19 protein-coding genes, 2 tRNA genes and 2 rRNA genes are annotated in these 26,709 nt (G+C 50.4%); 5 read left to right on the forward strand and 18 right to left on the reverse strand.

Annotated elements, in window-relative coordinates; genetic code table 11:
* Nucleotides 1–48: 48 nt before the first annotated feature.
* From EPV75_RS10725 to EPV75_RS10750, 6 genes are all read right to left on the reverse strand, one after another.
* Nucleotides 49–2,907 (reverse strand): 23S ribosomal RNA (locus EPV75_RS10725).
* Between the two features lie 441 nt (nucleotides 2,908–3,348).
* A tRNA-Ala gene (locus EPV75_RS10730) sits at nucleotides 3,349–3,424 on the reverse strand.
* 6 nt (nucleotides 3,425–3,430) lie between these two features.
* Nucleotides 3,431–3,507, reverse strand: a tRNA-Ile gene (locus EPV75_RS10735).
* A 78-nt stretch (nucleotides 3,508–3,585) separates the two neighbouring features.
* Nucleotides 3,586–5,141 (reverse strand): 16S ribosomal RNA (locus EPV75_RS10740).
* The 16S and 23S rRNA genes sit together here with 2 tRNA genes alongside, the layout of an rRNA operon.
* Before the next feature lie 540 nt (nucleotides 5,142–5,681).
* On the reverse strand, nucleotides 5,682–6,875 hold the full coding sequence (tyrS, locus tag EPV75_RS10745) for a tyrosine--tRNA ligase (protein WP_128385386.1): 1,194 nt from the start codon (nucleotides 6,873–6,875) through the stop codon (nucleotides 5,682–5,684).
* 53 nt (nucleotides 6,876–6,928) lie between these two features.
* Nucleotides 6,929–7,876 (reverse strand): dihydroorotate dehydrogenase, encoded by a 948-nt coding sequence (locus EPV75_RS10750; protein ID WP_128385387.1) that lies wholly within the window; start codon nucleotides 7,874–7,876, stop codon nucleotides 6,929–6,931.
* A 23-nt stretch (nucleotides 7,877–7,899) separates the two neighbouring features.
* Between EPV75_RS10750 and EPV75_RS10755 the strand changes: the two genes are divergently transcribed.
* The gene (locus tag EPV75_RS10755; RefSeq protein WP_128385388.1) at nucleotides 7,900–8,373 is read left to right on the forward strand and encodes a tRNA (cytidine(34)-2'-O)-methyltransferase; all 474 of its coding nucleotides are present in this window, start codon (nucleotides 7,900–7,902) and stop codon (nucleotides 8,371–8,373) included.
* A gap of 57 nt (nucleotides 8,374–8,430) precedes the next feature.
* Here the strand turns inward: EPV75_RS10755 and EPV75_RS10760 are convergent, their stop codons facing one another.
* Genes EPV75_RS10760 through EPV75_RS10775 form a run of 4 tightly spaced genes read right to left on the reverse strand, consistent with a single transcriptional unit; the run spans nucleotide 8,431 to nucleotide 10,681 of the window.
* Nucleotides 8,431–9,465, reverse strand: a complete 1,035-nt coding sequence (locus tag EPV75_RS10760) for an NAD(P)H-dependent glycerol-3-phosphate dehydrogenase (protein ID WP_128385389.1) — start codon at nucleotides 9,463–9,465, stop codon at nucleotides 8,431–8,433.
* A 27-nt stretch (nucleotides 9,466–9,492) separates the two neighbouring features.
* Nucleotides 9,493–9,933 (reverse strand): protein-export chaperone SecB, encoded by a 441-nt coding sequence (secB, locus tag EPV75_RS10765; protein WP_029938901.1) that lies wholly within the window; start codon nucleotides 9,931–9,933, stop codon nucleotides 9,493–9,495.
* Between the two features lie 35 nt (nucleotides 9,934–9,968).
* On the reverse strand, nucleotides 9,969–10,235 hold the full coding sequence (gene grxC / locus EPV75_RS10770; protein WP_225972322.1) for a glutaredoxin 3: 267 nt from the start codon (nucleotides 10,233–10,235) through the stop codon (nucleotides 9,969–9,971).
* Nucleotides 10,232–10,681, reverse strand: coding sequence for a rhodanese-like domain-containing protein (locus EPV75_RS10775; protein ID WP_128385390.1), 450 nt, complete (start codon nucleotides 10,679–10,681; stop codon nucleotides 10,232–10,234). Before EPV75_RS10775 ends, grxC begins: the two co-directional genes overlap by 4 nt.
* Nucleotides 10,682–10,828: 147 nt before the next feature.
* On the opposite strand from EPV75_RS10775, the gene gpmI reads away from it, so the two are divergent.
* The 4 genes from gpmI to EPV75_RS10795 all read left to right on the forward strand — a co-directional run bounded on the left by gpmI (nucleotide 10,829) and on the right by EPV75_RS10795 (nucleotide 19,428).
* Nucleotides 10,829–12,397 carry a 2,3-bisphosphoglycerate-independent phosphoglycerate mutase gene (gene gpmI / locus EPV75_RS10780; protein ID WP_128385391.1) on the forward strand — a complete coding sequence of 523 codons (1,569 nt, stop codon included), beginning with the start codon at nucleotides 10,829–10,831 and terminating at the stop codon, nucleotides 12,395–12,397.
* Nucleotides 12,398–12,648: 251 nt separating this feature from the next.
* Nucleotides 12,649–17,130, forward strand: a complete 4,482-nt coding sequence (gene gltB, locus EPV75_RS10785; protein ID WP_029938905.1) for a glutamate synthase large subunit — start codon at nucleotides 12,649–12,651, stop codon at nucleotides 17,128–17,130.
* 11 nt (nucleotides 17,131–17,141) lie between these two features.
* Complete coding sequence (locus EPV75_RS10790) at nucleotides 17,142–18,554, forward strand: glutamate synthase subunit beta (RefSeq protein WP_128385392.1); 1,413 nt, start codon at nucleotides 17,142–17,144, stop codon at nucleotides 18,552–18,554.
* A 259-nt stretch (nucleotides 18,555–18,813) separates the two neighbouring features.
* Complete coding sequence (locus EPV75_RS10795; protein WP_128385393.1) at nucleotides 18,814–19,428, forward strand: hypothetical protein; 615 nt, start codon at nucleotides 18,814–18,816, stop codon at nucleotides 19,426–19,428.
* Between the two features lie 59 nt (nucleotides 19,429–19,487).
* Here the strand turns inward: EPV75_RS10795 and ccoS are convergent, their stop codons facing one another.
* The 8 genes from ccoS to ccoO form a co-directional block, all read right to left on the reverse strand.
* On the reverse strand, nucleotides 19,488–19,802 hold the full coding sequence (gene ccoS, locus EPV75_RS12340; protein ID WP_225972323.1) for a cbb3-type cytochrome oxidase assembly protein CcoS: 315 nt from the start codon (nucleotides 19,800–19,802) through the stop codon (nucleotides 19,488–19,490).
* 13 nt (nucleotides 19,803–19,815) lie between these two features.
* Complete coding sequence (locus EPV75_RS10805; protein ID WP_128385394.1) at nucleotides 19,816–22,311, reverse strand: heavy metal translocating P-type ATPase; 2,496 nt, start codon at nucleotides 22,309–22,311, stop codon at nucleotides 19,816–19,818.
* Between the two features lie 11 nt (nucleotides 22,312–22,322).
* Nucleotides 22,323–22,862 (reverse strand): FixH family protein, encoded by a 540-nt coding sequence (locus tag EPV75_RS10810; RefSeq protein ID WP_029938910.1) that lies wholly within the window; start codon nucleotides 22,860–22,862, stop codon nucleotides 22,323–22,325.
* 95 nt (nucleotides 22,863–22,957) lie between these two features.
* Complete coding sequence (gene ccoG, locus EPV75_RS10815) at nucleotides 22,958–24,427, reverse strand: cytochrome c oxidase accessory protein CcoG (protein WP_128385395.1); 1,470 nt, start codon at nucleotides 24,425–24,427, stop codon at nucleotides 22,958–22,960.
* Between the two features lie 153 nt (nucleotides 24,428–24,580).
* Nucleotides 24,581–24,718 (reverse strand): hypothetical protein, encoded by a 138-nt coding sequence (locus EPV75_RS12285; RefSeq protein ID WP_164730727.1) that lies wholly within the window; start codon nucleotides 24,716–24,718, stop codon nucleotides 24,581–24,583.
* A 60-nt stretch (nucleotides 24,719–24,778) separates the two neighbouring features.
* Nucleotides 24,779–25,678, reverse strand: coding sequence for a cytochrome-c oxidase, cbb3-type subunit III (gene ccoP, locus EPV75_RS10820; protein ID WP_128385396.1), 900 nt, complete (start codon nucleotides 25,676–25,678; stop codon nucleotides 24,779–24,781).
* 22 nt (nucleotides 25,679–25,700) lie between these two features.
* Complete coding sequence (locus EPV75_RS10825) at nucleotides 25,701–25,886, reverse strand: hypothetical protein (RefSeq protein WP_153186942.1); 186 nt, start codon at nucleotides 25,884–25,886, stop codon at nucleotides 25,701–25,703.
* Nucleotides 25,879–26,709 carry a cytochrome-c oxidase, cbb3-type subunit II gene (ccoO, locus tag EPV75_RS10830; RefSeq protein ID WP_029938914.1) on the reverse strand — a complete coding sequence of 277 codons (831 nt, stop codon included), beginning with the start codon at nucleotides 26,707–26,709 and terminating at the stop codon, nucleotides 25,879–25,881. The genes EPV75_RS10825 and ccoO overlap by 8 nt, the downstream gene beginning before the upstream one ends.

Genomic DNA, 26,709 nt, shown 5'->3' on the forward strand with positions numbered 1-26,709 from the left:
CTTCACGTCATACTTCGAGTCATTGCTCAAAAGTTACTTTTGAGTTGTATAGTTAAGCCTCACGGGTAATTAGTACTGGTTAGCTTCATCCATTACTGAACTTCCACACCCAGCCTATCAACGTCATAGTCTTTAACGGCCCTTAAGAAGACTTAAAGTCTAGGGAGAACTTATCTCGAGGCAGGTTTCCCACTTAGATGCTTTCAGCGGTTATCCTTTCCGAACATAGCTACCCGGCAGTGCCACTGGCGTGACAACCGGAACACCAGAGGTTCGTCCACTCCGGTCCTCTCGTACTAGGAGCAGCCCCTCTCAATTCTCCAACGCCCACGGCAGATAGGGACCGAACTGTCTCACGACGTTCTAAACCCAGCTCGCGTACCACTTTAAATGGCGAACAGCCATACCCTTGGGACCGACTTCAGCCCCAGGATGTGATGAGCCGACATCGAGGTGCCAAACACCGCCGTCGATATGAACTCTTGGGCGGTATCAGCCTGTTATCCCCGGAGTACCTTTTATCCGTTGAGCGATGGCCCTTCCACACAGAACCACCGGATCACTAGAACCTGCTTTCGCACCTGCTCGACGTGTCTGTCTCGCAGTCAAGCACCCTTTTACTCTTGCGCTCATTGCACGATGTCCGACCGTGCTGAGGGTACCTTCGCGCTCCTCCGTTACACTTTGGGAGGAGACCGCCCCAGTCAAACTACCCACCATACACTGTCCCTGAGCAGGATTCACTGCCCTAGGTTAGAACCTCAATAATATCAGGGTGGTATTTCAAGGATGGCTCCACAATGACTGGCGTCACTGCTTCAAAGCCTCCCACCTATCCTACACAGATAGTATCAAAGTCCAGTGCAAAGCTGTAGTAAAGGTTCACGGGGTCTTTCCGTCTAGCCGCGGGTACGCAGCATCTTAACTGCGAGTTCAATTTCGCTGAGTCTCGGGTGGAGACAGTGTGGCCATCATTACGCCATTCGTGCAGGTCGGAACTTACCCGACAAGGAATTTCGCTACCTTAGGACCGTTATAGTTACGGCCGCCGTTTACCGGGGCTTCGATCAAGAGCTTCGCCTAAGCTAACCCCATCAATTAACCTTCCGGCACCGGGCAGGCGTCACACCGTATACGTCATCTTTCGATTTTGCACAGTGCTATGTTTTTAGTAAACAGTTGCAGCCACCTGGTCTCTGCAACCCCCACTAGCTTAGAGAGCAAGTCTCATCACCGGCAGGGGCACACCTTCTCCCGAAGTTACGGTGTTATTTTGCCTAGTTCCTTCACCCGAGTTCTCTCAAGCGCCTTGGAATTCTCATCCTGACCACCTGTGTTGGTTTGGGGTACGATTCTTTATAACCTGAAGCTTAGAAGCTTTTCTTGGAAGCATGGCATCAACTACTTCGTCCAAAAGAGGACTCGTCATCAGTTCTCAGCATTAAGATCCCGGATTTGCCTAAGATCTCTGCCTACTACCTTAAACTTGCAACCATCAGCAAGCTAGTTTAGCCTTCTCCGTCCCTCCATCGCAGTTATAAAAAGTGCAGGAATATTAACCTGCTTCCCATCGACTACGCCTCTCGGCCTCGTCTTAGGGGTCGACTAACCCTACGTCGATTAACGTTGCGTAGGAAACCTTGGTCTTTCGGCGAGGGAGCTTTTCACTCCCTTTATCGCTACTCATGTCAGCATTCGCACTCGTGATACCTCCAGGATGCTTTACAACATCCCTTCGCAGGCTTACACGACGCTCCTCTACCATGCCATAAATGGCATCCACAGCTTCGGTACACTACTTAGCCCCGTTAAATCTTCGGCGCAGGCCGACTCGATCAGTGAGCTATTACGCTTTCTTTAAAGGGTGGCTGCTTCTAAGCCAACCTCCTGACTGTCTAAGCCTTCCCACATCCTTTCCCACTGAGTAGTGTTTAGGGACCTTAGCTGGTGGTCTGGGTTGTTTCCCTCTTGACTACGGACGTTAGCACCCGCAGTCTGTCTCCCATGATTGCACTTGCTGGTATTCGGAGTTTGCAATGGGCTGCTAAGCCTTGACGGCCCGCTAGACCATAACAGTGCTCTACCCCCAGCAGTGAGACATGAGGCTCTACCTAAATAGATTTCGAGGAGAACCAGCTATCTCCGGGCTTGATTAGCCTTTCACTCCGATCCACAGCTCATCCCCGCATTTTTCAACATACGTGGGTTCGGTCCTCCAGTACCTGTTACGGCACCTTCAACCTGGCCATGGATAGATCGCCCGGTTTCGGGTCTACGCCATGCTACTAGTCGCCCATTTAAGACTCGGTTTCCCTTCGGCTCCCTTATTCAGTTAACCTCGCAACATAACGTAAGTCGCTGACCCATTATACAAAAGGTACGCAGTCACCCCGAAGGGCTCCTACTGCTTGTACGTACACGGTTTCAGGTTCTATTTCACTCCCCTCCAGGGGTTCTTTTCGCCTTTCCCTCACGGTACTGGTTCACTATCGGTCGGTAGAGAGTATTTAGCCTTGGAGGGTGGTCCCCCCATGTTCAGACAGAATTTCACGTGTTCCGTCCTACTCGAATAACACTTAATAAGATTTCGCATACAGGACTATCACCTTGTATCGTCAGACTTTCCAGACTGTTCTGCTATCTTAATAAATGCTTTAGGGCTGGTCCCCGTTCGCTCGCCGCTACTTGGGGAATCTCGGTTGATTTCTTTTCCTCCGGGTACTTAGATGTTTCAGTTCTCCGGGTTAGCCTCCCACAAGGGGATATCCATAAAGGATGGGTTTTCCCATTCGGAAATCCACGGATCAAAGCTTGTTTACTAACTCCCCGTGGCTTATCGCAAGTTACTACGTCCTTCGTCGCCTTCTACCGCCTAGGCATCCACCGTGTACGCTTAGTCACTTAACTATACAACTCAAAAATAACCTTGACCTTTTGTGTTGATCCATCATCTTTTAAATACATAAAAAACCATGTCTCAATCAAAGCCTATTTCGCTGCAATGACTAAAGTTTTACGCTGACATGTTCTCGCTTGAGTTTGTATCATCACACTTGCGTGTGTTTGAACTCTTTAAGATACATTGTTACCTTGGCATTCAAGCTGTTGGAGTTGCTTGAATGCCGGTCATACAGAATATGTCGGTATTCTGTATGTTTCTAACTACACTGTCGTGCGTCCTTTCAATTTAACTTTTCAATATTGTTAAACCAAACATGACGCTCGACAGTCACTTAGAGATTTTTCCTAATTGTTAAAGATCTACTTTTCAGTCTATTGTCACCAATACGACTGTGAATAACCTCTGCTTTGTCTTTTAGTTAAAGCAGAACCTATTCACAGGTGTAGTGGTGGAGCTATGCGGGATCGAACCGCAGACCTCCTGCGTGCAAGGCAGGCGCTCTCCCAGCTGAGCTATAGCCCCATTCATTGGTGGGTCTGGGTGGATTTGAACCACCGACCTCACCCTTATCAGGGGTGCGCTCTAACCAACTGAGCTACAGACCCAGGTCGTTCTCGTTTTTCTCAGTAATTCAGAGACAATTTATGTGAAAGCTAACTTAGGCTCGCGGCCGTCTTTGTCTTAAAGGAGGTGATCCAGCCCCAGCTTCCGCTAGGGCTACCTTGTTACGACTTCACCCCAGTCATGAATCACAAAGTGGTGAGCGCCCTCCCGAAGGTTAGACTACCCACTTCTTTTGCAACCCACTCCCATGGTGTGACGGGCGGTGTGTACAAGGCCCGGGAACGTATTCACCGTGACATTCTGATTCACGATTACTAGCGATTCCGACTTCACGGAGTCGAGTTGCAGACTCCGATCCGGACTACGAGAGGTTTTATGAGATTCGCGCACTGTCGCCAGCTAGCTGCTCTTTGTACCCCCCATTGTAGCACGTGTGTAGCCCATCCCATAAGGGCCATGATGACTTGACGTCGTCCCCGCCTTCCTCCGGTTTATCACCGGCAGTCTCTTTAGAGTTCTCAACTAAATGGTAGCAACTAAAGATAAGGGTTGCGCTCGTTGCGGGACTTAACCCAACATCTCACGACACGAGCTGACGACAGCCATGCAGCACCTGTCACTGCGTTCCCGAAGGCACCAATCTATCTCTAGAAAGTTCGCAGGATGTCAAGGGATGGTAAGGTTCTTCGCGTTGCATCGAATTAAACCACATGCTCCACCGCTTGTGCGGGCCCCCGTCAATTCCTTTGAGTTTTAATCTTGCGACCGTACTCCCCAGGCGGTCAACTTAGCGCGTTAGCTACGCTACTAACCTTTTTAATAAGGCCAACAGCTAGTTGACATCGTTTACGGCGTGGACTACCGGGGTATCTAATCCCGTTCGCTACCCACGCTTTCGCACCTCAGCGTCAGTTTTAGGCCAGGAAGTCGCCTTCGCCACTGATGTTCCTCCTGATATCTACGCATTTCACTGCTACACCAGGAATTCCACTTCCCTCTCCTAAACTCTAGATTGCCAGTATCGGATGCAATTCCTAGGTTGAGCCCAGGGCTTTCACAACCGACTTAACAGTCCGCCTACGCGCGCTTTACGCCCAGTAATTCCGAATAACGCTTGCACCCTCTGTATTACCGCGGCTGCTGGCACAGAGTTAGCCGGTGCTTCTTCTAAAGTTAACGTCACAGCTAGCCGATATTAGCGACTAACCTTTCCTCACAATTGAAAGTGCTTTACAACCCTCGGGCCTTCTTCACACACGCGGCATGGCTGCATCAAGGTTTCCCTCATTGTGCAATATTCCCCACTGCTGCCTCCCGTAGGAGTCTGGGCCGTGTCTCAGTCCCAGTGTGGCTGATCATCCTCTCAAACCAGCTATAGATCGTCGCCTTGGTAGGCCTTTACCCCACCAACTAGCTAATCTAACGCGGGCTCATCCTTTAGCGATAGCTTACAAGTAGAGGCCACCTTTACTCCGTAGAGCATATTCGGTATTAGCATACGTTTCCATATGTTGTCCCCAACTAAAGGGTAGATTCCCACGCGTTACTCACCCGTCCGCCACTCGACGCCCAAGATCGCCCTCCGAAGAGTTTGTTCTTGTCGTTTCCGTTCGACTTGCATGTGTTAGGCCTGCCGCCAGCGTTCATTCTGAGCCAGGATCAAACTCTTCAGTTTAATCTTTTTACTCGATTTTTTTGTGTGCTTGTCTGCACGAATTAAACACTCGAAATTAACAGGTACATGTTTCACATAAATGTGATTAACCATATACATAGTTGTCGAGATATTTATTTTTGGACAGCTACTTACCTAAGCAACTTCCACATAAATTATCTCTGAATTACCTGATTTTTAAAGAACTCTTGGTCTTACTTTCCCTTAACTCAGTGCGCCGCACCCTGTCTCGGTAAGCCGCGTATTATAGGCGCTTGATTTTGTTTCCGTCAAGCTTTTTTTACGCTTTTTTTTCTTCCCCGTTTCCGCTTTATTCAACTCCGTTTACAGTGTTGTTTTGGCGTCTCCGTGAAAGAGATGCGTATTCTATAGCCTCTCCAGTTTTTTGCAATAGCTTTTTGCATCTTTTTTGAAAAAAATTTCAGGCCATTTTTAACAATTATTCGATTTCCCGTTTAATATCAAAGTACTTGTCGTTTTCGACCTCTTTAAAATAAAAAAACCGCCAGGCCTGGCGGTTTTTAAGACAGCGGTTTTCGCTTAAGCCTGAACGGTGATTCGGGCAAATTTTCGCTTACCGACTTGATAAACTTGCCCTTCACAATTTTCAACCGGTGCCCGGCTATCGGACACTTTTTCGCCATTCAACTTGACCGCACCTTGTTTCACCATACGATGTCCGTCGGAAGTCGACGCAACCAATCCGGCCTCTTTCAATACATTCGCCAACGGCATAACGTCGTGAAACGTGAATTCCGGCATATCATCCGGAATGGCGTTTTTGGAGAAACGGGTTTCGAAATCTTTCAACGCCGCTTCGGCACTTTCTTTATCATGGAAACGCTCAATCAACTCCAACGCCAACTTGATTTTAATGTTGCGCGGATTTTCGCCGTCTTTCACCGCCTGCTGATAACCGGCAATGGTTTCCAAGGTCTCAAACGACAAAAGTTCAAAATAACGCCACATCAATTCATCGGAAATCGACATCACTTTCCCGAACATATCATTCGGGGCATCTTTGATACCAATATAGTTCCCCAAGGACTTGGACATTTTTTGCACGCCGTCCAAGCCCTCCAAAATCGGCATCGTCAACGTACACTGAGCACTTTTACCGAAATGCTGTTGCAGGGTACGCCCCATCAACAAATTGAACTTCTGGTCGGTTCCACCCAGCTCGATGTCCGCATCCATCGCAACGGAGTCATACCCCTGCACCAACGGATACAGGAATTCGTGAATCGCAATCGGCGTATTGGATGCATAACGGTCACCAAAGTCGTTACGCTCTAACATGCGCGCCACCGTGGTGGTGCCAGCCAACTTAATCATATCCGCCGCCGTCAGCTTCGACATCCATTCGGAATTGAACACCACTTGGGTCTTGGCCGGATCCAAAATCTTGAACACCTGCTCTTTATAGGTTTCGGCATTGCGCAGCACATCGTCTTCCGACAACGGCGGGCGCGTCGCGCTTTTGCCGGTCGGGTCACCAATCATGGCGGTGAAGTCACCAATCAGGAACAAAATTTCATGCCCTAAATCCTGAAACTGCTTCAGTTTGTTAATCAAGACCGTGTGCCCTAAGTGCAAATCCGGCGCCGTCGGATCGAAACCGGCTTTCACCTTCAGCGGCTTGCCCGACTCCAATTTTTCCACCAATTCTTTCTCGACCAGAATCTCTTCGGCGCCCCGTTTGATAATCGCTAATTGTTCTTCTACTGTTTTCATCTCAATCTTTCTATTCAAAATCACTGTTTATTCTTTCTATATTCGGTTGTGCTTTACCCGCACAAAACGGTATCGGTGTTCAGCGTCAAGCGGCCCGTCATCTCGTTAACCGAGCGATAGCCGTGACGCTTCATATATCGCTCCACGCCTTTCGACACTTTTTTCACCAGCAGCGGGTCTTTGGCGATGGCGGTGCCGATGGCCACCATCGACGCTCCCGCCAGAATGAATTCAATCGCATCTTCCGCCGAGGCGATTCCGCCCAAACCGATAATCGGCACATCGTATTGCTTGGCCACTTGATAGACCTGATGCACTTTCAATAGCGCAATCGGCTTAATCGCCGGGCCGGAAAGCCCGCCTTGGTTATTACCCAATGTCGGCGTGGCGGAATCAATATCGATTTGCATGCCCATCATCGTATTAATCGCCGACAAGATATCCGCTCCGGCATCAATCACCCGGCGCGCGCCTTCGGCAATATCAGTCTGGTTCGGCGACAACTTCACAATCAACGGCTTGGTCGTACTGGCCCGACAAGCTTCGACCACGCGCGCGGCCATCTCCGGATCATTCCCGAAGGCCGCACCGCCCTTTTTCACATTCGGACACGAAATATTCACCTCGATGGCCGGCAAATCGGTTTGATCGAACAAGCGCACTACTTCCGCATACTCCTCCACCGAAGAGCCGGACACATTAATGATAAATTGTGTTTGGCTTAAATCGAGCTTTGGTAGATAATCTGCAATCACGGCATGCGCGCCCGGGTTTTGCAAACCGATGGAATTCAGCAACCCGCAAGGCGATTCCATGACGCGCTCCGGTTTGTTGCCGAGCTTCGGCTCCAAGGTGGTGCCTTTGAGAAAGACGGCCCCCACATCGCGATTGGAAAAACCGGACACCGCTTGGTACTCGAAACCGTAACCGGCATTACCGGAAGCCATCGCCACCGGGTTTGCAAACCGAATACCTTTTAAATCAACCGACAAATCAACCAAGTTTTTCACCATTACATTAAATTATGATTCACATTATTCTCTATGAACCGGAAATTCCTCAAAACACCGGCGCGCTGATTCGACTCAGCGCCAATATGGGCGCGCACCTGCATTTGATTCAACCCTATGCCTTCGACCTCAGCGAAAAGAAAGTCCGCCGCGCCGGTTTGGATTATGCCGAACTGGCCAACCTGCATGAGCACGCTTCACTCGACGCCTGTCTCGAAAACTTGCAGCCGAATCGAGTGTTCGCGTTGACGACCAAAACCGACCGTTATTATACCGAACCAAGCTTTGAAAACGGCGATGCCTTTTTATTCGGTCCGGAAAGCCGCGGCTTGCCTGCCGACGTATTGGAAAGCCTGCCCGCCGAACAGCGACTCACCATCCCAATGATACCGGGTGGCCGCAGCTTGAATCTGGCCAATGCGGTTTCCGTCATGGCTTATGAGGCCTGGCGCCAGCTCGACTTTGATATGGGTTTACCCGCCCACTGAACCGAAAAAACCACCAGGCCTGGTGGTTTTGGTGCCGATGCCAAATTGCAAACCGGCTTAAAAATGCTCGGTTTCGGAGCGCCCGTCACGGTGCATCAACGCACTCACCGCTTCTTGTGCGGTTTTTTCGCCGGTGATAATGCGATAGACCTGCTCCATAATCGGCAAATCCAACCCGTGCCGTTCCGCAATTCGCTTCACCGCTTTGGCGGCTTTGACGCCCTCCACTACCTGACCGATTTCGTCAATCACCGCATCCGACGACAAGCCCGACTGCGCCATGCGCAACCCGAAACGGCGGTTACGGGATAAATTATCGGTACAGGTTAAGACCAAATCGCCCAGGCCTGACAACCCCATCAAGGTTTCCGGCTCCGCGCCCAAGGCCGCGCCGAAACGCATCATCTCCTTCATGCCGCGTCCAATGAGCGCGGCACGCGCATTGGCCCCCAGCTGAAGTCCATCCGACAACCCGGTGGCAATCGCCATAATATTTTTATAGGCGCCACCCACTTCCACTCCGACAATATCGGACTGGGTGTACATACGAAACGTATCACAATGAAAGACATCCGCCCAGAACTGCGCTTCGGAGGCGTCGGCCGAGGCACTGACCATCGCCGTCGGTAAACCGCGCGCCACTTCATCGGCAAACGTCGGACCGGACAAAACCGCCACAGGGAAACGGTTGTGCAATTCCTGCTCGACGATCTGGTGCAACATCAAACTGCTGCCCGGCTCAAAGCCTTTGGTCGCCCAAGCGAAATGCACTGGCGCTTGATTCAAATCACGTACTTCGGCGACGTGATGCAGCACTTCGCGAAACACATGACTCGGCACCACCAGCAGAACCGCATCCGCCGAATGCAAGGCTTCGGCCAAATCACTGGTCACGGTCAAACGCTCCGGAAACGCGATTCCTTTAAGATAACGCTCGTTTTCGCGGTGTTTTTGCAACAAGCCTGCGCGTTTTGGGTCGTGTTCCCAAAGCTGAATATCGTGTCCATTCTTAGCCAAATGAATGGCCAAGGCCGAACCCCAGGCGCCAGCTCCGAGCACCGCAATACGTTGTTGAGAAGCGTTCGACGTCATGAGACCTTCAAATCAGGGATAGAAACTTTACTGCTGCGTCTCTTGCTGCTGCAAGTGGCTGGCGTACATCGCATCGAAGTTCACCGGTTCCAACAACAACTGCGGGAAACCGCCACGCGTGACCATTTCGGAAATCGCTTCACGCGCATAAGGGAACAACGTATTCGGGCATTGCGTTCCCAGCAAATAATTCAACTCGCCTTCATCAAAACCGACAATGCTGAAAATACCGGCCTGCTCGACTTCACACAAAAATGCGGTCTTATCGTCCACTTTTGTGGTCGCCGTGACACGCACCACGGCATGATACACGCCGTCTTCCAGCGAGGAGGTCTCGACATTCAAATCCACATCCAACTGTGGCTGAAACTCTTGCGTGAAAATCTCCGGTGCATTCGGTGATTCAAATGAAATGTTACGCGTGTAAATTTTTTGGATGGAAAACTGTTTTTCCTGTTGTTCTGCCATGTTCTTTCCTTAACAAGGTTAATCTGAATTCTGGATTATCCGGCCAAAAGCTTATACAGCTCTCCGGAATTGTCTGCCGCCGACAAATCGTCAAAGCCGCCGACGTGATGTTCGCCAACAAACACCTGAGGCACAGTGTTACGACCGGTCTTGGCTTGCAACTCGGCCCACATGGCACGGTCGTTACCGACATCGATCAATTGATATTCCACCCCTTTACCTTCCAGGAGATTTCTCGCCATGGTGCAGAACGGGCAGGTTTGGGTTGCGTAAACGACGACTTCCGGCATTTTCGAACTCACTTCTTTTCTCTTTTTAGTTTTTTTTTAGAAACCGGCTTATTCAAAGGCAACCCGGCGTTTTTCCAGGACAAAATCCCACCGCTCAGGTTATTCACTTCTTTAAAACCTTGTTTCACCAATTGTTTGGCCACGGAAGCCGAACGCATACCGGATTGGCAGTACACCAGCACCGGTTCGTCCTTATGCGGCAAAACCGCATCCATTTTTTTCGCCACTTCCGTGGAGGGAATATTTTCCGCTTCGCCGATGTAACCGGTCTTGAATTCCGCATCACTGCGCACATCCAACACCCAAGCACCCGAGTTATACAAACGAACCGCTTCGTCGGCATTCACACTCTTATAACCCGACACTTTGTCACCGAAATAACTGTAGAACAACATGGCGACAATCACGCCCAATGCGATGAACAGAAAAATTTGCTCTTGCACAAATTCAATAAACATTCATATTCCCTTAAATAACATCAGCCAAAATTCAAAGCTAATGATTTTAACAGTGAAACTGGTTACAATAAATGACATTTTAAAATTTTATTTGCTTTTGCGGCCAACCTACCCGAACCGCAAATATTCTTCTCAAAAGGAAACACCATGACAGACAAAGTGCAAATCGAACACAGACCAACGGGATTGATCATCTTGGATGGCTGGGGTCATCGTGAAGCGACGCAGCACAACGCCATTGCACAAGCCAGCACCCCGAACTGGGATAACCTGCTCAAACAATACCACCACACCCTGATCAACACCTCCGGCCTGGCGGTCGGCCTGCCGGAAGGGCAAATGGGGAACTCGGAAGTCGGCCACATGAACCTTGGCGCCGGGCGCGTGGTGTATCAGGAGCTGACCCGCATCCAGAAAGACATCGATGACGGTCGTTTCTTCCAAAACAACGCTTTATTGAAAGCCATCGATTCCGCCATTGACCGCAAGCGCAAGGTTCACATCCTCGGACTCTTGTCGGACGGCGGCGTGCATTCGCACATCAATCACATCAAAGCCAGCGTGCAGATGGCTCATGAGCGTGGCGCGGACATTTATGTGCACGTCTTCACCGACGGCCGCGACACCGCCCCGAAAAGCGCCATCCAGTACATTGAAGAACTGGAAAACTTCATGCAGGAGTTGGGCGGCGGCCAAATCGCTTCGGTAACCGGTCGCTACTACGCACTGGACCGCGACAACCGTTGGGATCGCGTCAAACAAACCTACGACGTCGTCGCCTGCGGCATCAGCGAACACGAAGCCAAAACCGCCAAAGAAGCGGTGGAAATGGCCTATGCGCGCGGCGAAACCGATGAATTCATTCTGGCCACCGCCATTCCACGAAAAGAAGACGGTAAACGCGTCCGCGTCAAAGACGGCGACTCGATTATTTTCATGAATTTCCGTTCGGACCGCGCCCGTCAGCTGACCAAAGCGTTCATCTTCGACGACTTCGAAGATTTCCACCGTTGCAATACACCGGTTCTGTCCGCGTTCGTCACCTTGACCGAATACAAAAAGAATTTTGAAAAATTCGGCGCTTTGATTGCCTACCGCCCGACCAAGCTGCGTAACACTTTCGGGGAATACGTCGCCAAGCAAGGCTTAAAACAGCTACGCATTGCCGAAACCGAAAAATACGCCCACGTCACCTTCTTCTTCAACGGCGGCGTGGAAGAGCCGAACGACGGCGAAGACCGCATTCTGATCAACTCGCCGAAAGTCGCCACTTACGACCTGCAACCGGAAATGAGTTTGCCGGAAGTGAAAGCCAAATTGATCGAAGCCATCAAAAGCGGCCAATACGACACGTTCATTTGCAACATTGCCAATCCGGACATGGTCGGGCATACTGGTAACTTCGACGCCTGCGTGAAAGCCGCCGAAGCGGTTGACGAAGCGCTGGGCGAAATTCTCGCCACCCTCAAGGAAGCCGGTGGCGAAGCCATTGTCACGGCCGACCATGGCAATATGGAAATGTTGTTCAACGAAGAAACCGGCAAACCGGTGACGTCACACACGACTTTCCCGGTGCCACTGGTTTATGTCGGGGATAAAAACTACCCACTGAAAACCGGCGGCGCCCTGTGCGACGTCATCCCAACCCTGTTTGACATGATGGGGCTGGAAAAACCAGAGGAAATGACGGGAACATCCTTGATCGACAAAGGATGATAAGCCTGATGGAAACGGCCAGGCCTGGCCGTTTTCACCCCTGACAAAGCCGTTCGACTCACCCGCCTCATCCTTTTGTCGGCCCACAACATTTCTCCGGGAAAGCCGGTCCGAGACATTGCGTTCAAGCCGCTAAAAAAGTATAATTTCGCACCATTTTAAATTTTTCGCACTCAGATACCCAAAAGTACCCCCAAAAAGTGCTTTTATAACAATACGTTATAAATGTTTACAGACAGGAAAACTGAATTATGAATTCACTCAACAGCTTACAAGGACTCTATTCACCCGAATTTGAACGAGAGAACTGCGGGTTTGGAATGATTGCCCAGATGGACGACAAACCAAGTCACTGGGCCGTTCAAACCGCCATCGAGTCCTTAGCCAACATGACACACCGCGGTGGCGTCGCTGCGGATTGCTGTACGGGAGACGGCTGTGGTCTATTGATCAAAAAACCGGATTCCTTCCTGCGTGAAGAAGCCAAGACGTTGGGGATGACGCTGTCTGAGAACTATGCGTGCGGGATGATTTTCCTGAATCAGGATACCGACAAGGCGGCCTTGGCGAAAAAGACTTTGGAAGACCTGCTGGCCAACAAAGGGCTTGAGGTTTGTGGTTGGCGTAAGGTACCGGTCGCATCTGATGTACTGGGGGAACAAGCCGCCAGTATGGAACCGTTGATCGAGCAGATCTTTATCAACGCCCCGGCCGACATGAGCGATGCCGACTTCAACCGTCTGCTGTTTGTCGCCCGCCGTAAAACCGAAATGGCCATCGAACCGAACGACCCGACCTTCTACATTGCCTCTTTGCACAGCCAGCTGATGTCTTATAAAGGCTTGGTCATGCCGAGAGAGCTGCCGGAATTTTACCTGGATTTGAAACAGGATCGTTTTGAATCCTCGTTGATTTCTTATCACCAACGTTTCTCCACCAATACGTTGCCACAATGGCGTCTGGCGCAGCCTTTCCGCTTTCTGGCGCACAATGGTGAATTGAACACCATCAAAGGGAACCGTAACTGGGCACTGGCACGTCAAAGCAAGTTCGAAACCCCATTAATCCCAGACCTGGCCAGTTTGAAACCATTGGTCGCTCAGGAAGGATCCGATTCCAACTCCTTGGATAACATGCTGGAAGTCCTAATGATGGGCGACATGCCTGTATTCCAGGCCCTGCGCCTGTTGATTCCACCGGCTTGGCAGAACATGCCGCACATGGACCCGGACCTGAAAGCCTTCCTGGAATACAACTCCATGCATATGGAACCGTGGGACGGTCCGGCCGGTATGGTTATCAACACCGGTAAATACGCCATCTGCGGCGTGGACCGTAACGGCTTGCGCCCAACGCGTTATGTCGTGACAAAAGACCGCCACATCACCTTTGCCTCCGAAATCGGGGTGTACAACTACCCGGCCGAAGACGTCGTCGAAAAAGGTCGCCTGAAGCCGGGGCAAGTGATTGCCGTGGATATGGAAGCCGGCCGCCTTCTGAAACCGGAAGACATCGACAACGGCTTGAAAAACGCCAAGCCATACCGTGAATGGATGGACAAAGGGTACATGCGCCTGGAAGAACGTTTGGATGCCGAAGCGCATATCTCCGACTGGGATAACGACACCGCCGACGTTTATCAGAAGTACTATCAAATCTCCTTTGAAGAACGCGACCAAGTCATCCGCGTCCTGGCCGAATCCAGTCAGGAAGCCATCGGCTCCATGGGCGACGATGCGCCGCTACCGGTGTTTTCAAGCAAAGAGCGTTCGGTATTCGACTACTTCCGTCAAATGTTCGCACAGGTCACCAACCCGCCGATCGATCCGTTGCGTGAAAACATCGTCATGTCTCTGAACACCTGTTTCGGCCGCGAGTTGAACATGTTCGACGAAGGCGAAGAACACGCACGCCGCTTGGAATCACAATCTCCGATTCTATCGCCATCCATGATGAAACAGTTGATCGGGCTGGTGGACGAAAATTATCGTAACCAACGTGTTTCACTGCACTACAATCCGGAAGAAAAAGGCCTGAAGCAAGCCATCGTCGACATGTGCGACGAAGCGGTCGAGGCCGTTAAAAACGGCACCGCCCTGCTAATTTTGAGCGACCTGGATATTGAGAAAGGTTTGATCACCATTCCATCGGCCATGGCGACCGGTGCCGTCCACCACCGCTTGATTACCGAAGGTTTGCGCCCAGAAGCCAATATCATTGTCGAAACCGGCGCCGCACGTGACCCACATCACTTCGCGGTCTTGTTCGGTTACGGTGCCACAGCCGTTTACCCTTACCTGGCGTATGAAACCATTCAGGACATGATTCGCAGTAAAGAACTGGACGAAAAAGTCGGCATTGACGCTTACATCAAAAACTACCGTAAAGGGGTGAATAAAGGTCTCTATAAAATTCTGTCCAAGATGGGGATTTCCACCATCACGTCTTACCGTGGTTCACAATTGTTTGAAGCCGTCGGGTTGAGTAAAGAGATTGTCGACTTGTGTTTTAAAGGCACTCCGACTCGCATTGAAGGGACACGCTTCGACAATTTGGAAGCCGACCTGATCAAAACCGCGAAAAACGCCTTTAACCCACGCAAATATTTGCAAGCCGGCGGCTTGTTGAAATACGTGCACGGTGGCGAATACCACGCCTATAACCCGGATGTGGTCAACTACCTGCGTGATGCTGTCCAGAAAGGCGACCAAGTGGCTTACAACAAATTTGCCAAGCTGGTCAATGAACGCCCGGCGATGACGGTTCGTGACCTGATTACCTTCAAGGACAATTTACCATCCATCGACATCAACGAAGTTGAGCCGATTGAATCGATTTTCAAACGCTTCGACTCGGCCGGTATTTCCCTTGGCGCCCTGTCTCCTGAAGCCCACGAAGCGCTGGCCATTGCCATGAACCGCATCGGCGCGCGCTCCAACTCTGGTGAAGGCGCCGAAGATCCGGCACGCTACGGCACCGAAAAAATGTCGAAAATCAAACAGATTGCGTCCGGGCGTTTCGGTGTCACCGCGCACTACTTGCGCAATGCCGAAGTCCTGCAAATCAAAGTCGCCCAAGGTGCGAAACCGGGTGAAGGCGGTCAGCTACCGGGCCACAAAGTGGATGCCACCATCGCTCGCCTGCGTCACTCGGTAGAAGGCGTGACCTTAATTTCACCGCCACCGCATCACGATATTTATTCGATTGAAGATTTGGCGCAACTGATTTTCGACTTGAAGCAAGTTAATCCAAACGCTCTGGTATCGGTCAAACTGGTGGCCGAACCAGGCGTCGGGACCATTGCAGCCGGTGTTGCCAAAGCCTATGCCGATTTGATTACTATTTCCGGTTACGACGGTGGGACCGGCGCCAGCCCGATTACCTCGGTGAAATACGCCGGTAACCCATTCGAAATGGGCTTGGTGGAAGCGCATCAGGTGCTGAGAGCCAACGATTTGCGTGGACAGGTCATTCTGCAAGCCGACGGCGGTCTGAAAACCGGCCTGGACGTTGTGAAAGCCGCCATCCTCGGGGCAGAATCGTTCGGCTTCGGGACCGCGCCAATGATCGCGCTGGGCTGTAAGTACCTGCGTATCTGCCACTTGAACACTTGTGCAGTGGGCGTTGCAACACAAGACGAGCGCTTGCGTAAAGAACACTTCATCGGCTTGCCGGAAATGGTCATCAACTACTTCCGCTTCGTGGCGGAAGAAACCCGCGAATGGCTGGCTAAATTGGGTGTAGCGCGCTTGGAAGACTTGGTCGGCCGCGTCGACCTGTTGAAGAAAATCGAACAACCGCTGACCGACAAGCAGCGCAACATTGACTTGACCGCCATCATTTCCGACGGCGGTGTCGATGCGAGCAAGCCGCAAACGGTACAAGTCGATCGTAACAACCCGTGGGATGACGGCCATATTGCCGAAGAGATCGTCAAGGAAGTCTTGCCGGCGATTGAAAGTAAGTCCGGTGGCGAATTCCAGTTCCATCTGGTGAACACCGCCCGTTCCATCGGCGCACGCGTTGCCGGTGAAATTGCCCAACGATACGGCAACCACGGTATGAAAGATCAACCGATTACCTTGAAATTGAACGGCATTGCCGGGCAATCCTTCGGGGTTTTCAACGTCGATGGTTTAAACCTGCACTTGGAGGGCGATGCCAACGACTACGTCGGTAAAGGCATGGCCGGCGGTGAAATCGTCATTCACCCACCGGAAAATCGTGCCTTTGACCCACATATGACGCCGATTGTCGGCAACACCTGTCTGTATGGCGCCACTGGCGGTAAGCTGTTCGCCAACGGTACCGGCGGTGAGCGTTTTGCCGTCCGTAACTCTGGCGCCGTCGCCGTTGTCGAAGGATTGGGGGATCATGGCTGTGAATACATGACCGGCGGAACCGTCGTCAGCTTGGGGTCGGTCGGTGTCAACTTCGGGGCTGGCATGTCCGGCGGCATGGCCTTCATCCTCGATCTGGATCGAACGCTACCGGATCGTCTGAACACCGAAATGGTTGAAGCAATTCGTATCGACACCGAATCCACCGAAGCGTATCGCATTTATCTGCGCGACCTTTTGACCGAGTACGTCGAAAAAACCGGCAGCGAGTTCGGCCAGGAAGTATTGAGTGACTTCAGCCGCTATCTGCATAACTTCTGGTTAGTCAAATCCAGAGCGATTGGTGTGGACAAACTATTGGATTTATTCGCCAACTGTGGTGATGGAGAGTAAGGGAGCGAATCATGGGAAATGTAAGACAATTTTTAGAACTTGATCGACAGCTTCCGTCCAAAAAAGAGGCGATGGAGCGTAAACAGAACTTCGAAGAAATCTACACGGAGTTTACCCCTGCTCACGCCCAAGCTCAGGCTGATCGTTGCCTGCACTGCGGTAACCCTTATTGCGAATGGGCTTGCCCGGTGCATAACTACATTCCGAACTGGTTGAAACTGGTTTCGGAAGGTAACATCATTGAAGCGGCCGAACTGTCGCACCAGACCAATTCTTTGCCGGAAATGTGCGGCCGCATCTGTCCGCAGGACCGTCTGTGCGAAGAAGCTTGTACCCTGGAAGACACTAATTTCGGCGCGGTCACCATCGGCGCGGTTGAAAAATACATCACCGACACCGCGACCGACATGGGTTGGACACCGACTCTGGAAAACGTCACTATGACGGATAAGAAAGTGGCGATTGTCGGCTCCGGACCGGCTGGCCTAGGGTGTGCTGACATTTTGATTCGCAATGGCGTTAAACCGGTGGTGTTTGAGAAAGAACAGGAAATCGGTGGCCTTCTGACGTTCGGGATTCCGCAATTCAAACTCGACAAAGACATTGTTCTGAAACGCCGCAGCATCCTGGAAGGCATGGGCGTGGAGTTCCATTGCAATACGGAAATCGGTAAAGATATCACCTTCGAACAGCTTCTAAACGATTATGATGCTGTCTTCTTGGGAATGGGGACTTATAAACCAATGGCCGGGCGCTTCCCAGGCGAAGACCTACCGCAAGTTTATAAAGCACTGGACTTCCTGATCGGCAATGTCAAACACGAACTGGGACTGAAACAGTCACCGGAGCCATTTGTTTCCATGAAAGGCAAGCGTGTTGTCGTACTGGGCGGTGGCGACACCACCATGGACTGTACCCGTACTTCGGTTCGTCAAGGCGCAGATGAAGTCTTCTGTGTCTATCGCCGCGACGAAGCCAACATGCCGGGTTCACGCGCCGAAGTGAAAAACGCCAAGGAAGAAGGCGTCCAGTTCAAGTTCAACCTGGCACCAGTGGAGGTTATCTCCGAAAACGGTCAGGTGACGGGATTGAAAGTCATCGAGACCCGCATGGGCGAGCCGGATGAAAACGGTCGTCGCCGTGCGGAAATGGTGGAAGGCTCCGAACACGTTATTGATTGTGACGCCGTGATTGTTGCCTTCGGTTTCCAACCCAACCCGCCGACTTGGTTCCGGGACCACAATATCGGTTTGACCGACTGGCAAACCGTTGTGGCTCAAGAAGAAGCCGAGTTCCCTTTCCAGACATCGAATGAAAAAGTGTTCGCTGGCGGGGATATGGTACGCGGCTCCAGCTTGGTGGTCCATGCCATCGCCGAAGGCCGAAAAGCCGCTGAAGGGATCTTGGATTATCTGGATGTTTAACCTCTTCTGAACAGCCCCCATCAAAAGGCCGGTTTTAACGGCCTTTTTTATGGCTCATTTTCTGCCACCGAATACCATAGCGCTGATATTGAATATGCTTTCAATTCAGAGTCCGAATCATTGGAGAATCGCCATGGCGTCGATTACAAATACCGACTATGCTTTGATATTGCCACAACAACGCCCAGCTGCACAGGGAAGTTCACAGCCGGCCGCCATCAAGCCGCCACCCAACTAGGAAACGGTCACTCTTTCCGCCATGGGACAAAAATTGGCATCGGCGACGGAAAATCATCCGGCAAACCGGCAAGTTCTGCCCGCAGAGAATGCCGATATGTCAGCCGGCGAAACCATCCAGTATCGAAATATCGGCGGTCTGAAAATCGCCGTTTCCGGGCACGATTACGATACGAGCCTTCCCGGCCGTTTTTCGAACCATTCACAACTCAGCACACGCGACCTCAATGACTGGTTAGCCAACAATCCCGACAAAATCAGTAAGACCGGCCTGCAGGAATTGGAGGCGACCCCGATCACCGAAGCAAACCGCTGGAAAGCTCCACAATCGGCGAGCTGGGATTCACTTTTCGTGTTGGGGTCCAGTATTGAACAGCAACTCGCCAATAAATCAGAAGATTTTGCCAGCTTAATACAGGCCACCAAACAACTTCAACAAGAATACGGTTCGGACATTAAGCTGGCCCGTGATCCGAACACCGAAAGCTATATCATGCTCAAGCCGGGCGATAATTTTTATGAGAGCGTGCAAACCGCCGATGAAGCTCTAAACGACTTCCGAAGCTATCTCTTCCATGCTGGAAGATCATCCTCCGCCATCGAACAGATTTTCAATCGACACGGCATTGCTCTTTAGTTGCAAGCCTCTCGCACTGAGTTAAATGTTTTGAATAAAGTTAAAATGACCAGGCCTGGTCATTTTCGGGTATTTGCGTCGTCACTAGAGGTTGGCGTGCCTGCCTCGCCATCTTGCCGAGAAAGCGTCTTGTCGGCAACCTGAGAGGTCATAGATTCACCGTCAGCGGTACCCTCTTGCTTGTTCTCAACGACTCCGGGCTCGTTAGATTCCTTTTTCTTTAGCTCTTCGTCGAATTCGTCATCCATAAAGATACTGTTGGCCGCGCCATCCAAGTCATCGAACTGCCCCGATTTCGCCATCCAGATAAACACCACCACGACCAAAAAGCCGAATAACAGCATCATCGGGATTAAACCAAATACAACGTCCATTTCCTCTCCTTGCTCAGGCTTTACCAGCCAAGCTTTGTCGTTTGCGCTTGGCCACGGCTTTTTTACTGTAGAAGCTGCGAATGCGCGCCGCGTTCCCAATGACCACCAGACTGCTCAACGGCATGGTGATGGCGGCGATCAGTGGCGTCAGTAATGCGGCCATCGCCAACGGCACCAAGGTAATATTATAAAGAATCGAGCTGGCAATGTTTTGTTTGATGGTCTTCAGGGTACGCTGAGACAAATCCACGGCCGTATCGACTGACAAAAGTTCGTTGTTAAGCAAAACAATGTCGGCGCAATCCATCGACACATCCGTTCCAGAACCGAGGGCAATACTGACATTGGCGCGAGCCATCGCCGGCGCATCGTTAATGCCGTCACCGACCATCGCCACCAATTCACCGTCTTTTTGATAGGCTTGAATCGCTTCGTGTTTTTGTTCCGGCAACACCTCGGCATGCACCGACATACCGCCCAATTTTTCTGCAACGGTTTCGGCCACAGCCTGGCGGTCGCCACTCAACAACGTCACTCGTTTGCCACGAGCTTTTAAACGAGCGATCATCTCGATGGCATCCTCGCGTAGCTCATCTTCCAGGAACAAAATGGCCACGACTTGTTGATCCTGAGCCACCCACACGCTGGTTTGCGCTTGCTGAGCTTTCTCGGCCTCCATTTGTACAAAATCATTCGGAAGTGAAACGCCGCTGGCTTGCAACCAAGGACCGGTTCCGATGTGATAGTGACGTCCCGTCACGGACGCCTCCACTCCTTTGCCGGGATGGGCCTGGAAAAAATCCACGCTCATATCCATATTTTTGAATTCCGGATGACGCTCCTGCAAGGTGTCGACAATGGCGCGCCCCAAAGAATGCTCGGAGTGGAATTCAATCCGTACCAAGTCTCGCCAAAGATCATTTTCCGCAACGTTTTTTCCAAAACGGGAATCCACTAACCGCATCTGGCCTTTGGTCAAGGTGCCGGTCTTATCAAACACGAAATGCTGAATATCGTTCAAAATTTCCAGCACCGCTCCGTTCTTAATCAGAATACCGTTTTGAGCCGAAACGCCGGAAGCCACCGCCGTCGCCATCGGCGTCGCCAAGCCAAACGCACACGGACAGGTGATAATCAGCACCGAAGTGGCCGCGATCATAGCTGTTTCGAAATCCGCATTGAGAATCCAGAACACAAAACTCAACGTCGCCAGCGCAATGACAACCGAGACGAACCAAGGCATGATCCGTTCGGCGGTGCACTGGATGGGTGCTTTTGAGCCTTGTGCATCTTCGACCATGTGTACGATCCGCCCGAGCATCGTATCTTGCAGAATCGATTGCACCCGTATCGACAAAGCACCATCCAGGTTCAAGGTGCCGGCCGAGACCGAGGCACCGTTTTGTTTCAGAATTTCACGTGACTCTCCGCTCAACATGGATTCATTGACATTGCCAACGCCCTCCACGACGGTGCCATCGACCGGAATTTGATCACCGGGTTTGACCAGCACCACATCCCCGGCTTTCAGTTTTCGAACCGGCACCACATCCACGCCGGACTCGGTTTTCATTCTCGCTACCTTCGGCTGCAGATCCATCAAACGGCGTGTGGAATCGATGGCTTTATTTTTGGAAATGGCTTCCAGATAGCGGCCAATCAGTAGCAAAAACATGAAGTCGATCATGGTGTCGTAATAGACGTTACCCGAATGCTGCGGGTCAATCGTTACCCAAAAGGAATACAGGTAGGTGGTCAGAATGCCCAATGAGATGGAGACATCCATCCCGACCGTTCGAGACTTCAACGATGTCCAGGCACCTGATAAAAATGGTTTCCCGGAATAGGCTAAGGTAATCGTGGCGATGATAAATTCGATCCAATGGAAGTAATGGCGGAATTCGGAATCCTGGTCCGCTCCGGCATACAGAGCCACCGAGAACCACATGACGTTCATCATGGCAAAACCGGCAAAACCAAGTCGATACAACAAATCTCGATTCGCTTTACGGAAAGCTTCTTCACTGTTGGAAGCATCATAAGGCGCCGCATCATAGCCGACGCGATTCAATTCCTGAATGATTTCGGACAACTTAATGACGTCGTTATCCCAACGCAGTTTAATTTGTTTATTGGTGAAATTGACCTTGGCCATCTGAATACCATCCAGTTTGGCCAACGTATGCTCAATTAGCCAGATACAAGCGGCACAATGAATCGCTTCGGAAATCAGAGTGATTTCGCGACGTTGAGAAAGGTCGGAAACGAATTGCGACTGAACTTCGTCGTAATCGAAAAACTCCGTATCTTTATTCGGAGGCGGAGGCGGCGACAGCAACTCGCCTTCGGGCGTACGGCGGTAGAAGCTGTCTAAACCGGCTTCATAAATTGCGTCACAGACACCGGCACAGCCGTGACAACAGAATTCTCGCTCAACCCCTTTAATGGGTTTAAGCACCCAGGCTCCCTGCTCAATCCCTTGACCGCAGTGATAGCACGTTTGTGTCATGAAAATACCTCTTAGGGCGCATCCTGAACCATAATGGAACGGCCAAGGTTAAACACTTCGTCCCCTTTGGTAATCTCCATCACCAAATCGTATTTGCCTTTTAAAGGTAAATTAATCACCCCTTTATATTCCCCCGTCTTCCCGGACGAGTTCAATTCAAGCTGCCCATCGTATTTTTTATTGGAAGGTCGGTAATAATACAAAACCGCAGTATCGACATCGAAGGCGTTATTGTCTTTGTCCAGAACGGTCACCGCCACCTCCTGGTCCTGACCTTCTTTCAAAATCGGCAAATCGATATCAAACTGCCAACCCAGCTCTTCCATATGTTTGCGGCGAGCGATGATTTCGCCCATGTTTTTGCCCTTTTCGTAGAAATCCGGTACGGTCAAGCCCGGTGCCGTCACGATCGCCATACTGACCATGAAGAAATTCACCGACAGCACGATAATCAAAATCGTGAACCAACCGATTACGAATGGGTTTTTCCAGGCGACACTCCAGTCCCGGGTATCCTTTTTAACATCTTTGTTGTCTTTGGCGTCCGTCAAGGCTTTTTCCCTCCATAAAAAAAGGCCCTTAAAATAAGGGCCTTCATTATACCTAAATTTCATTCACCACAGTATGCGTGTTTATGGAGACACTCTTAACGAACTTTCGGCCCGATAAACATGCTGCTGTAAGTGCTGCTAACCGCCGGATTATTCTGATCGGTCACCAGAATCTCGATTGGCGTATTCGCTTCCGTCAAATCTTTTTTCGGCACCCGGACCAGCAAAGTCGCAGTGCCGACATTCCCCGGTTCCACCTGAATGCTTTTCGGACCGATATAGAACAGACTTTCCGGCCCGGTCACTTCAATACTAGCATCCAAACGGGCATTGCCTTTATTCACGACCTTGACGTAATACTTGTTCTGAATCGTACGATCACTCATTTGAACGAACAGCGGTGCTCTTTCGTGCAACACTTTCACATCCAATGGTGACATGGTCGCAAGCCCCCAGATCATCGCGACCGCGGCAAAAGTCATAATACTGGAATATACAATGACACGCGGACGCTTGTATAACGGAACAAAAGCCTTGCCAGCAAATTCCGCCAGGGAAGCATAACGAATCAATCCTTTCGGCTTCTTGATTTTTTCCATCACCGAATCGCAGGCATCAATACACAAGCCACAGGTAATACAACCGAATTGCTGACCTTTACGAATATCCACGCCAGTCGGACAGACCGCAACGCACAAGTTACAATCAATACAATCACCCAGGTCTGGCTGTTCTTCACCCGGTTTAGCGCGTTTCATGCGACCGCGAGGCTCTCCTCGATCCACATCGTAAGTCGGCACAACGGTTTCGGTATCAATCATGGCCCCCTGAATACGCGCGTAAGGGCAGAAACCGATACAGACCTGCTCTCTTAAAAAGCCGGCGAAAAAAACCGTCGCCGCACCCAACGCCAGGATAATGGTCGCTTCGGTGCCGGACCACTCAAACGTGAACAAACGCGCCCACAAGCTCAGTGCAGGGTCAAAGTAAGCGACAAAGCTAAAACCGGTCATAAAACCAATGATGGCCCAAATAATCCATTTCGGCACTTTTTTACGTAATTTTGAAAAGCTAATCGGCTCTTGATCCAGCTTCATTCGTTTGTTCGGCAAACCTTCGAACTTTTCTTCCACCCAAGTGAAAATATCTGTCCACACGGTATGGAAACAAGCATAACCACACCACAAACGCCCGGCCACAGCAGTAGTGGCGGCCAGCAACAAGGCAAAGAACAACAAAATCATTGCCAATACCCAAATATCCTGCGGCAAGACCGTGATGCCAAAGAAGTGGAATTGACGATCCACTAAATTGAACAAAATGGCTTGCCGACCATCCCACTGTAGATAAGGCCCAATGAAGAACGATAGCCACATGGCGGCGATCACCCATTTAATGGTACGGAATTTACCCGGCATGCGCTTGGCATGCACCGTCCCTTCCGTGTGGACCGTTAGGAGTTCCACCCCAATGTTTTGCAGGTTTTTATTGGACGTATCCATTTCATCCAACAGCGATTTTGTTTGGTTGCTGTTTTCGTATGTGACTTTGCGTTCTTCGGACATAATCAATTCCTTCTGAATTTAACGCGACGATTGTATAAAAAAACCACTCTGACAATAAGTAATCTTTTTTATACGACCGCATAAATGAAAAAAGGCCTAATATAAAATTAGGCCTTTTTTCATAAGGTGTCCAGTGTTAAATGAATGGATTCATCAAGAATCGTCTTCATCCTTTTCCAGACCTTCCATGCCACGCGTAGCTTTCCACGCGAAGCCTACCAACGCAACAATGGTTAAAACCACGGCCCCGATGGAACCCCATAAAACCCAGTCATTATTTAACTCATTCATTTTCTGCTCCTTAATTGATACAGAATCAATTCATTCAATGAATAAAAAGCGGCGATCGGCTTATTGACCACCACCCAGTGAATAGACATAGACAGTTAAACGTTTAATGTTAACTTCTGGGTCAGGCAAACGGTCTTTAAACGCAGGCATAACAGCCAAACGAGTGCCTTTAATCGGCTCACCGTTCTTCTTAACGTTTACACCGTAAGTAATGGTTCGGATAACGTCCGCTTTATCACCACCAAAACGCCATACACCATCGGTAAAGTTGGTCGCACCCGTTGGAGCCAAAGGCTTACCAGCCGGTCCGTGACAGGCCAAACACATCCCTTTTGCATAAACTGCTTTACCGGCAGCATAGGCAGGTTCATTTCCTTTACCTTCACTCAACGCGATGACGTAATCGGCAACTTGATCGATTTCTTTGTCCGTCAAGTTCCCCATCATGCCGCGAGCCGGCATGTTACCGATACGACCGTTTGTGATGGACGCTTCGATTTGAGCGGGCTTACCGCCCCATAGCCAATCATCATCGGCCAACACAGGGAAGTCCGGGTTCCCTTGACCACCCGCACCGTGACAAGCGGCACAGTAATCACCAAACAGAACCTTAGAGGTTTTAACCGCATAGGTTTTCAACTCTTCGTTTTTCAGAATTTCGCTGACAGGCAGTGCAGCCAATTGCTCTTCCTGCTCTGCAAAACGTTTTTTACGCCAATTCTGAAGAACCTGAACCTCTTCATCATACTCTTCTATCTGTGTCCATCCGGCATACCCTTTAAACCAAGAGTTTTCCCATGGAATGGTTGGGTAATACAAGGCGTAAAACACGATCATGACGAAACCGGCATAGAAAGACAGCATCCACCACAGCGGTGGCGGGTTGTCCAGCTCGCGAATGTCTTCATCCCAAATGTGACCAGTATTTCCTTCATCTGGCCAAGGATTGTTATGTGCCATATTTTATTCTCCTCAGAATAACTTAATCATCTTCATCTAAAATCTTGAACTTTTCTTTTTCCAACTCCTCACGCTTGCTGGGACGTAATGTCCGCGCAAAGGTGTAAAGCATGCCGAAAAAGACAACGACCGTAATGATGAGACCAGCCCAATCCGACGTTGTCATGGCGGACCAGTCTGTATTCATATAGGCTTCAAGATTACTCACGATACGCCTTGCTATCGTCTAATTTAACCATTGTGCCCAACACTTGAAGGTAAGCCACCATCGCATCCATTTCGGTATAACCTTCAATGGCGGCATTGGCGTTTTCAATTTCTTCGTCGGTATAAGGCACACCCAAAGTACGCATGACCGCTAGACGTTTCGACATATCACGTTTCGTGCCGAAGAAGTCTTCGCTGACCGGATTCTCAGCCAACCAAGGATAAGCTGGCATTACAGACTCGGGTACCAAATCCTGAGGACGTAATAAGTGCATGACATGCCATTCATCAGAATATTTACCACCCAAACGCGCTAGATCAGGCCCAGTACGTTTTGAACCCCATTGCATCGGGTGATCGTAAATGGATTCTGTCGCAAGTGAATAGTGACCATAACGCTCACGTTCGTCGCGGAATGGACGAATCATTTGCGAGTGGCAGATATAACAACCTTCACGCAGGTAAAGGTCACGACCAGCTAATTCCAACGGAGTATAAGGACGAACACCGTCACCGGCTTTCCAATCGGCCAAGACCCATTGACCGTTACGGTCTTGCTTATACAAGGCCTTATCGGAAACTAGCTTACCGTTCTCATCCTGAGTAAAGGTTCTCTCCCAAACCAACTCCGGGAATTTTTCGTTCTTGACGTTACCGTACTTGTCGGTTTGTTCGGTATAGTCAACCGTTTGCTTTAGATAAAACAACGGTACGATTTCAACGATACCCGCAATCGAAACGGCTAACGCTGTCGCGATGAACAATCCAAAGATGTTTCTCTCTAGACGCTCTTGAAAATTTTTAGGTTTTTGATTATCTGACAT

Origin of the sequence: Hydrogenovibrio thermophilus (assembly GCF_004028275.1) — a bacterium.
In the GTDB taxonomy this organism is placed as follows: Bacteria; Pseudomonadota; Gammaproteobacteria; order Thiomicrospirales; family Thiomicrospiraceae; genus Hydrogenovibrio; species Hydrogenovibrio thermophilus.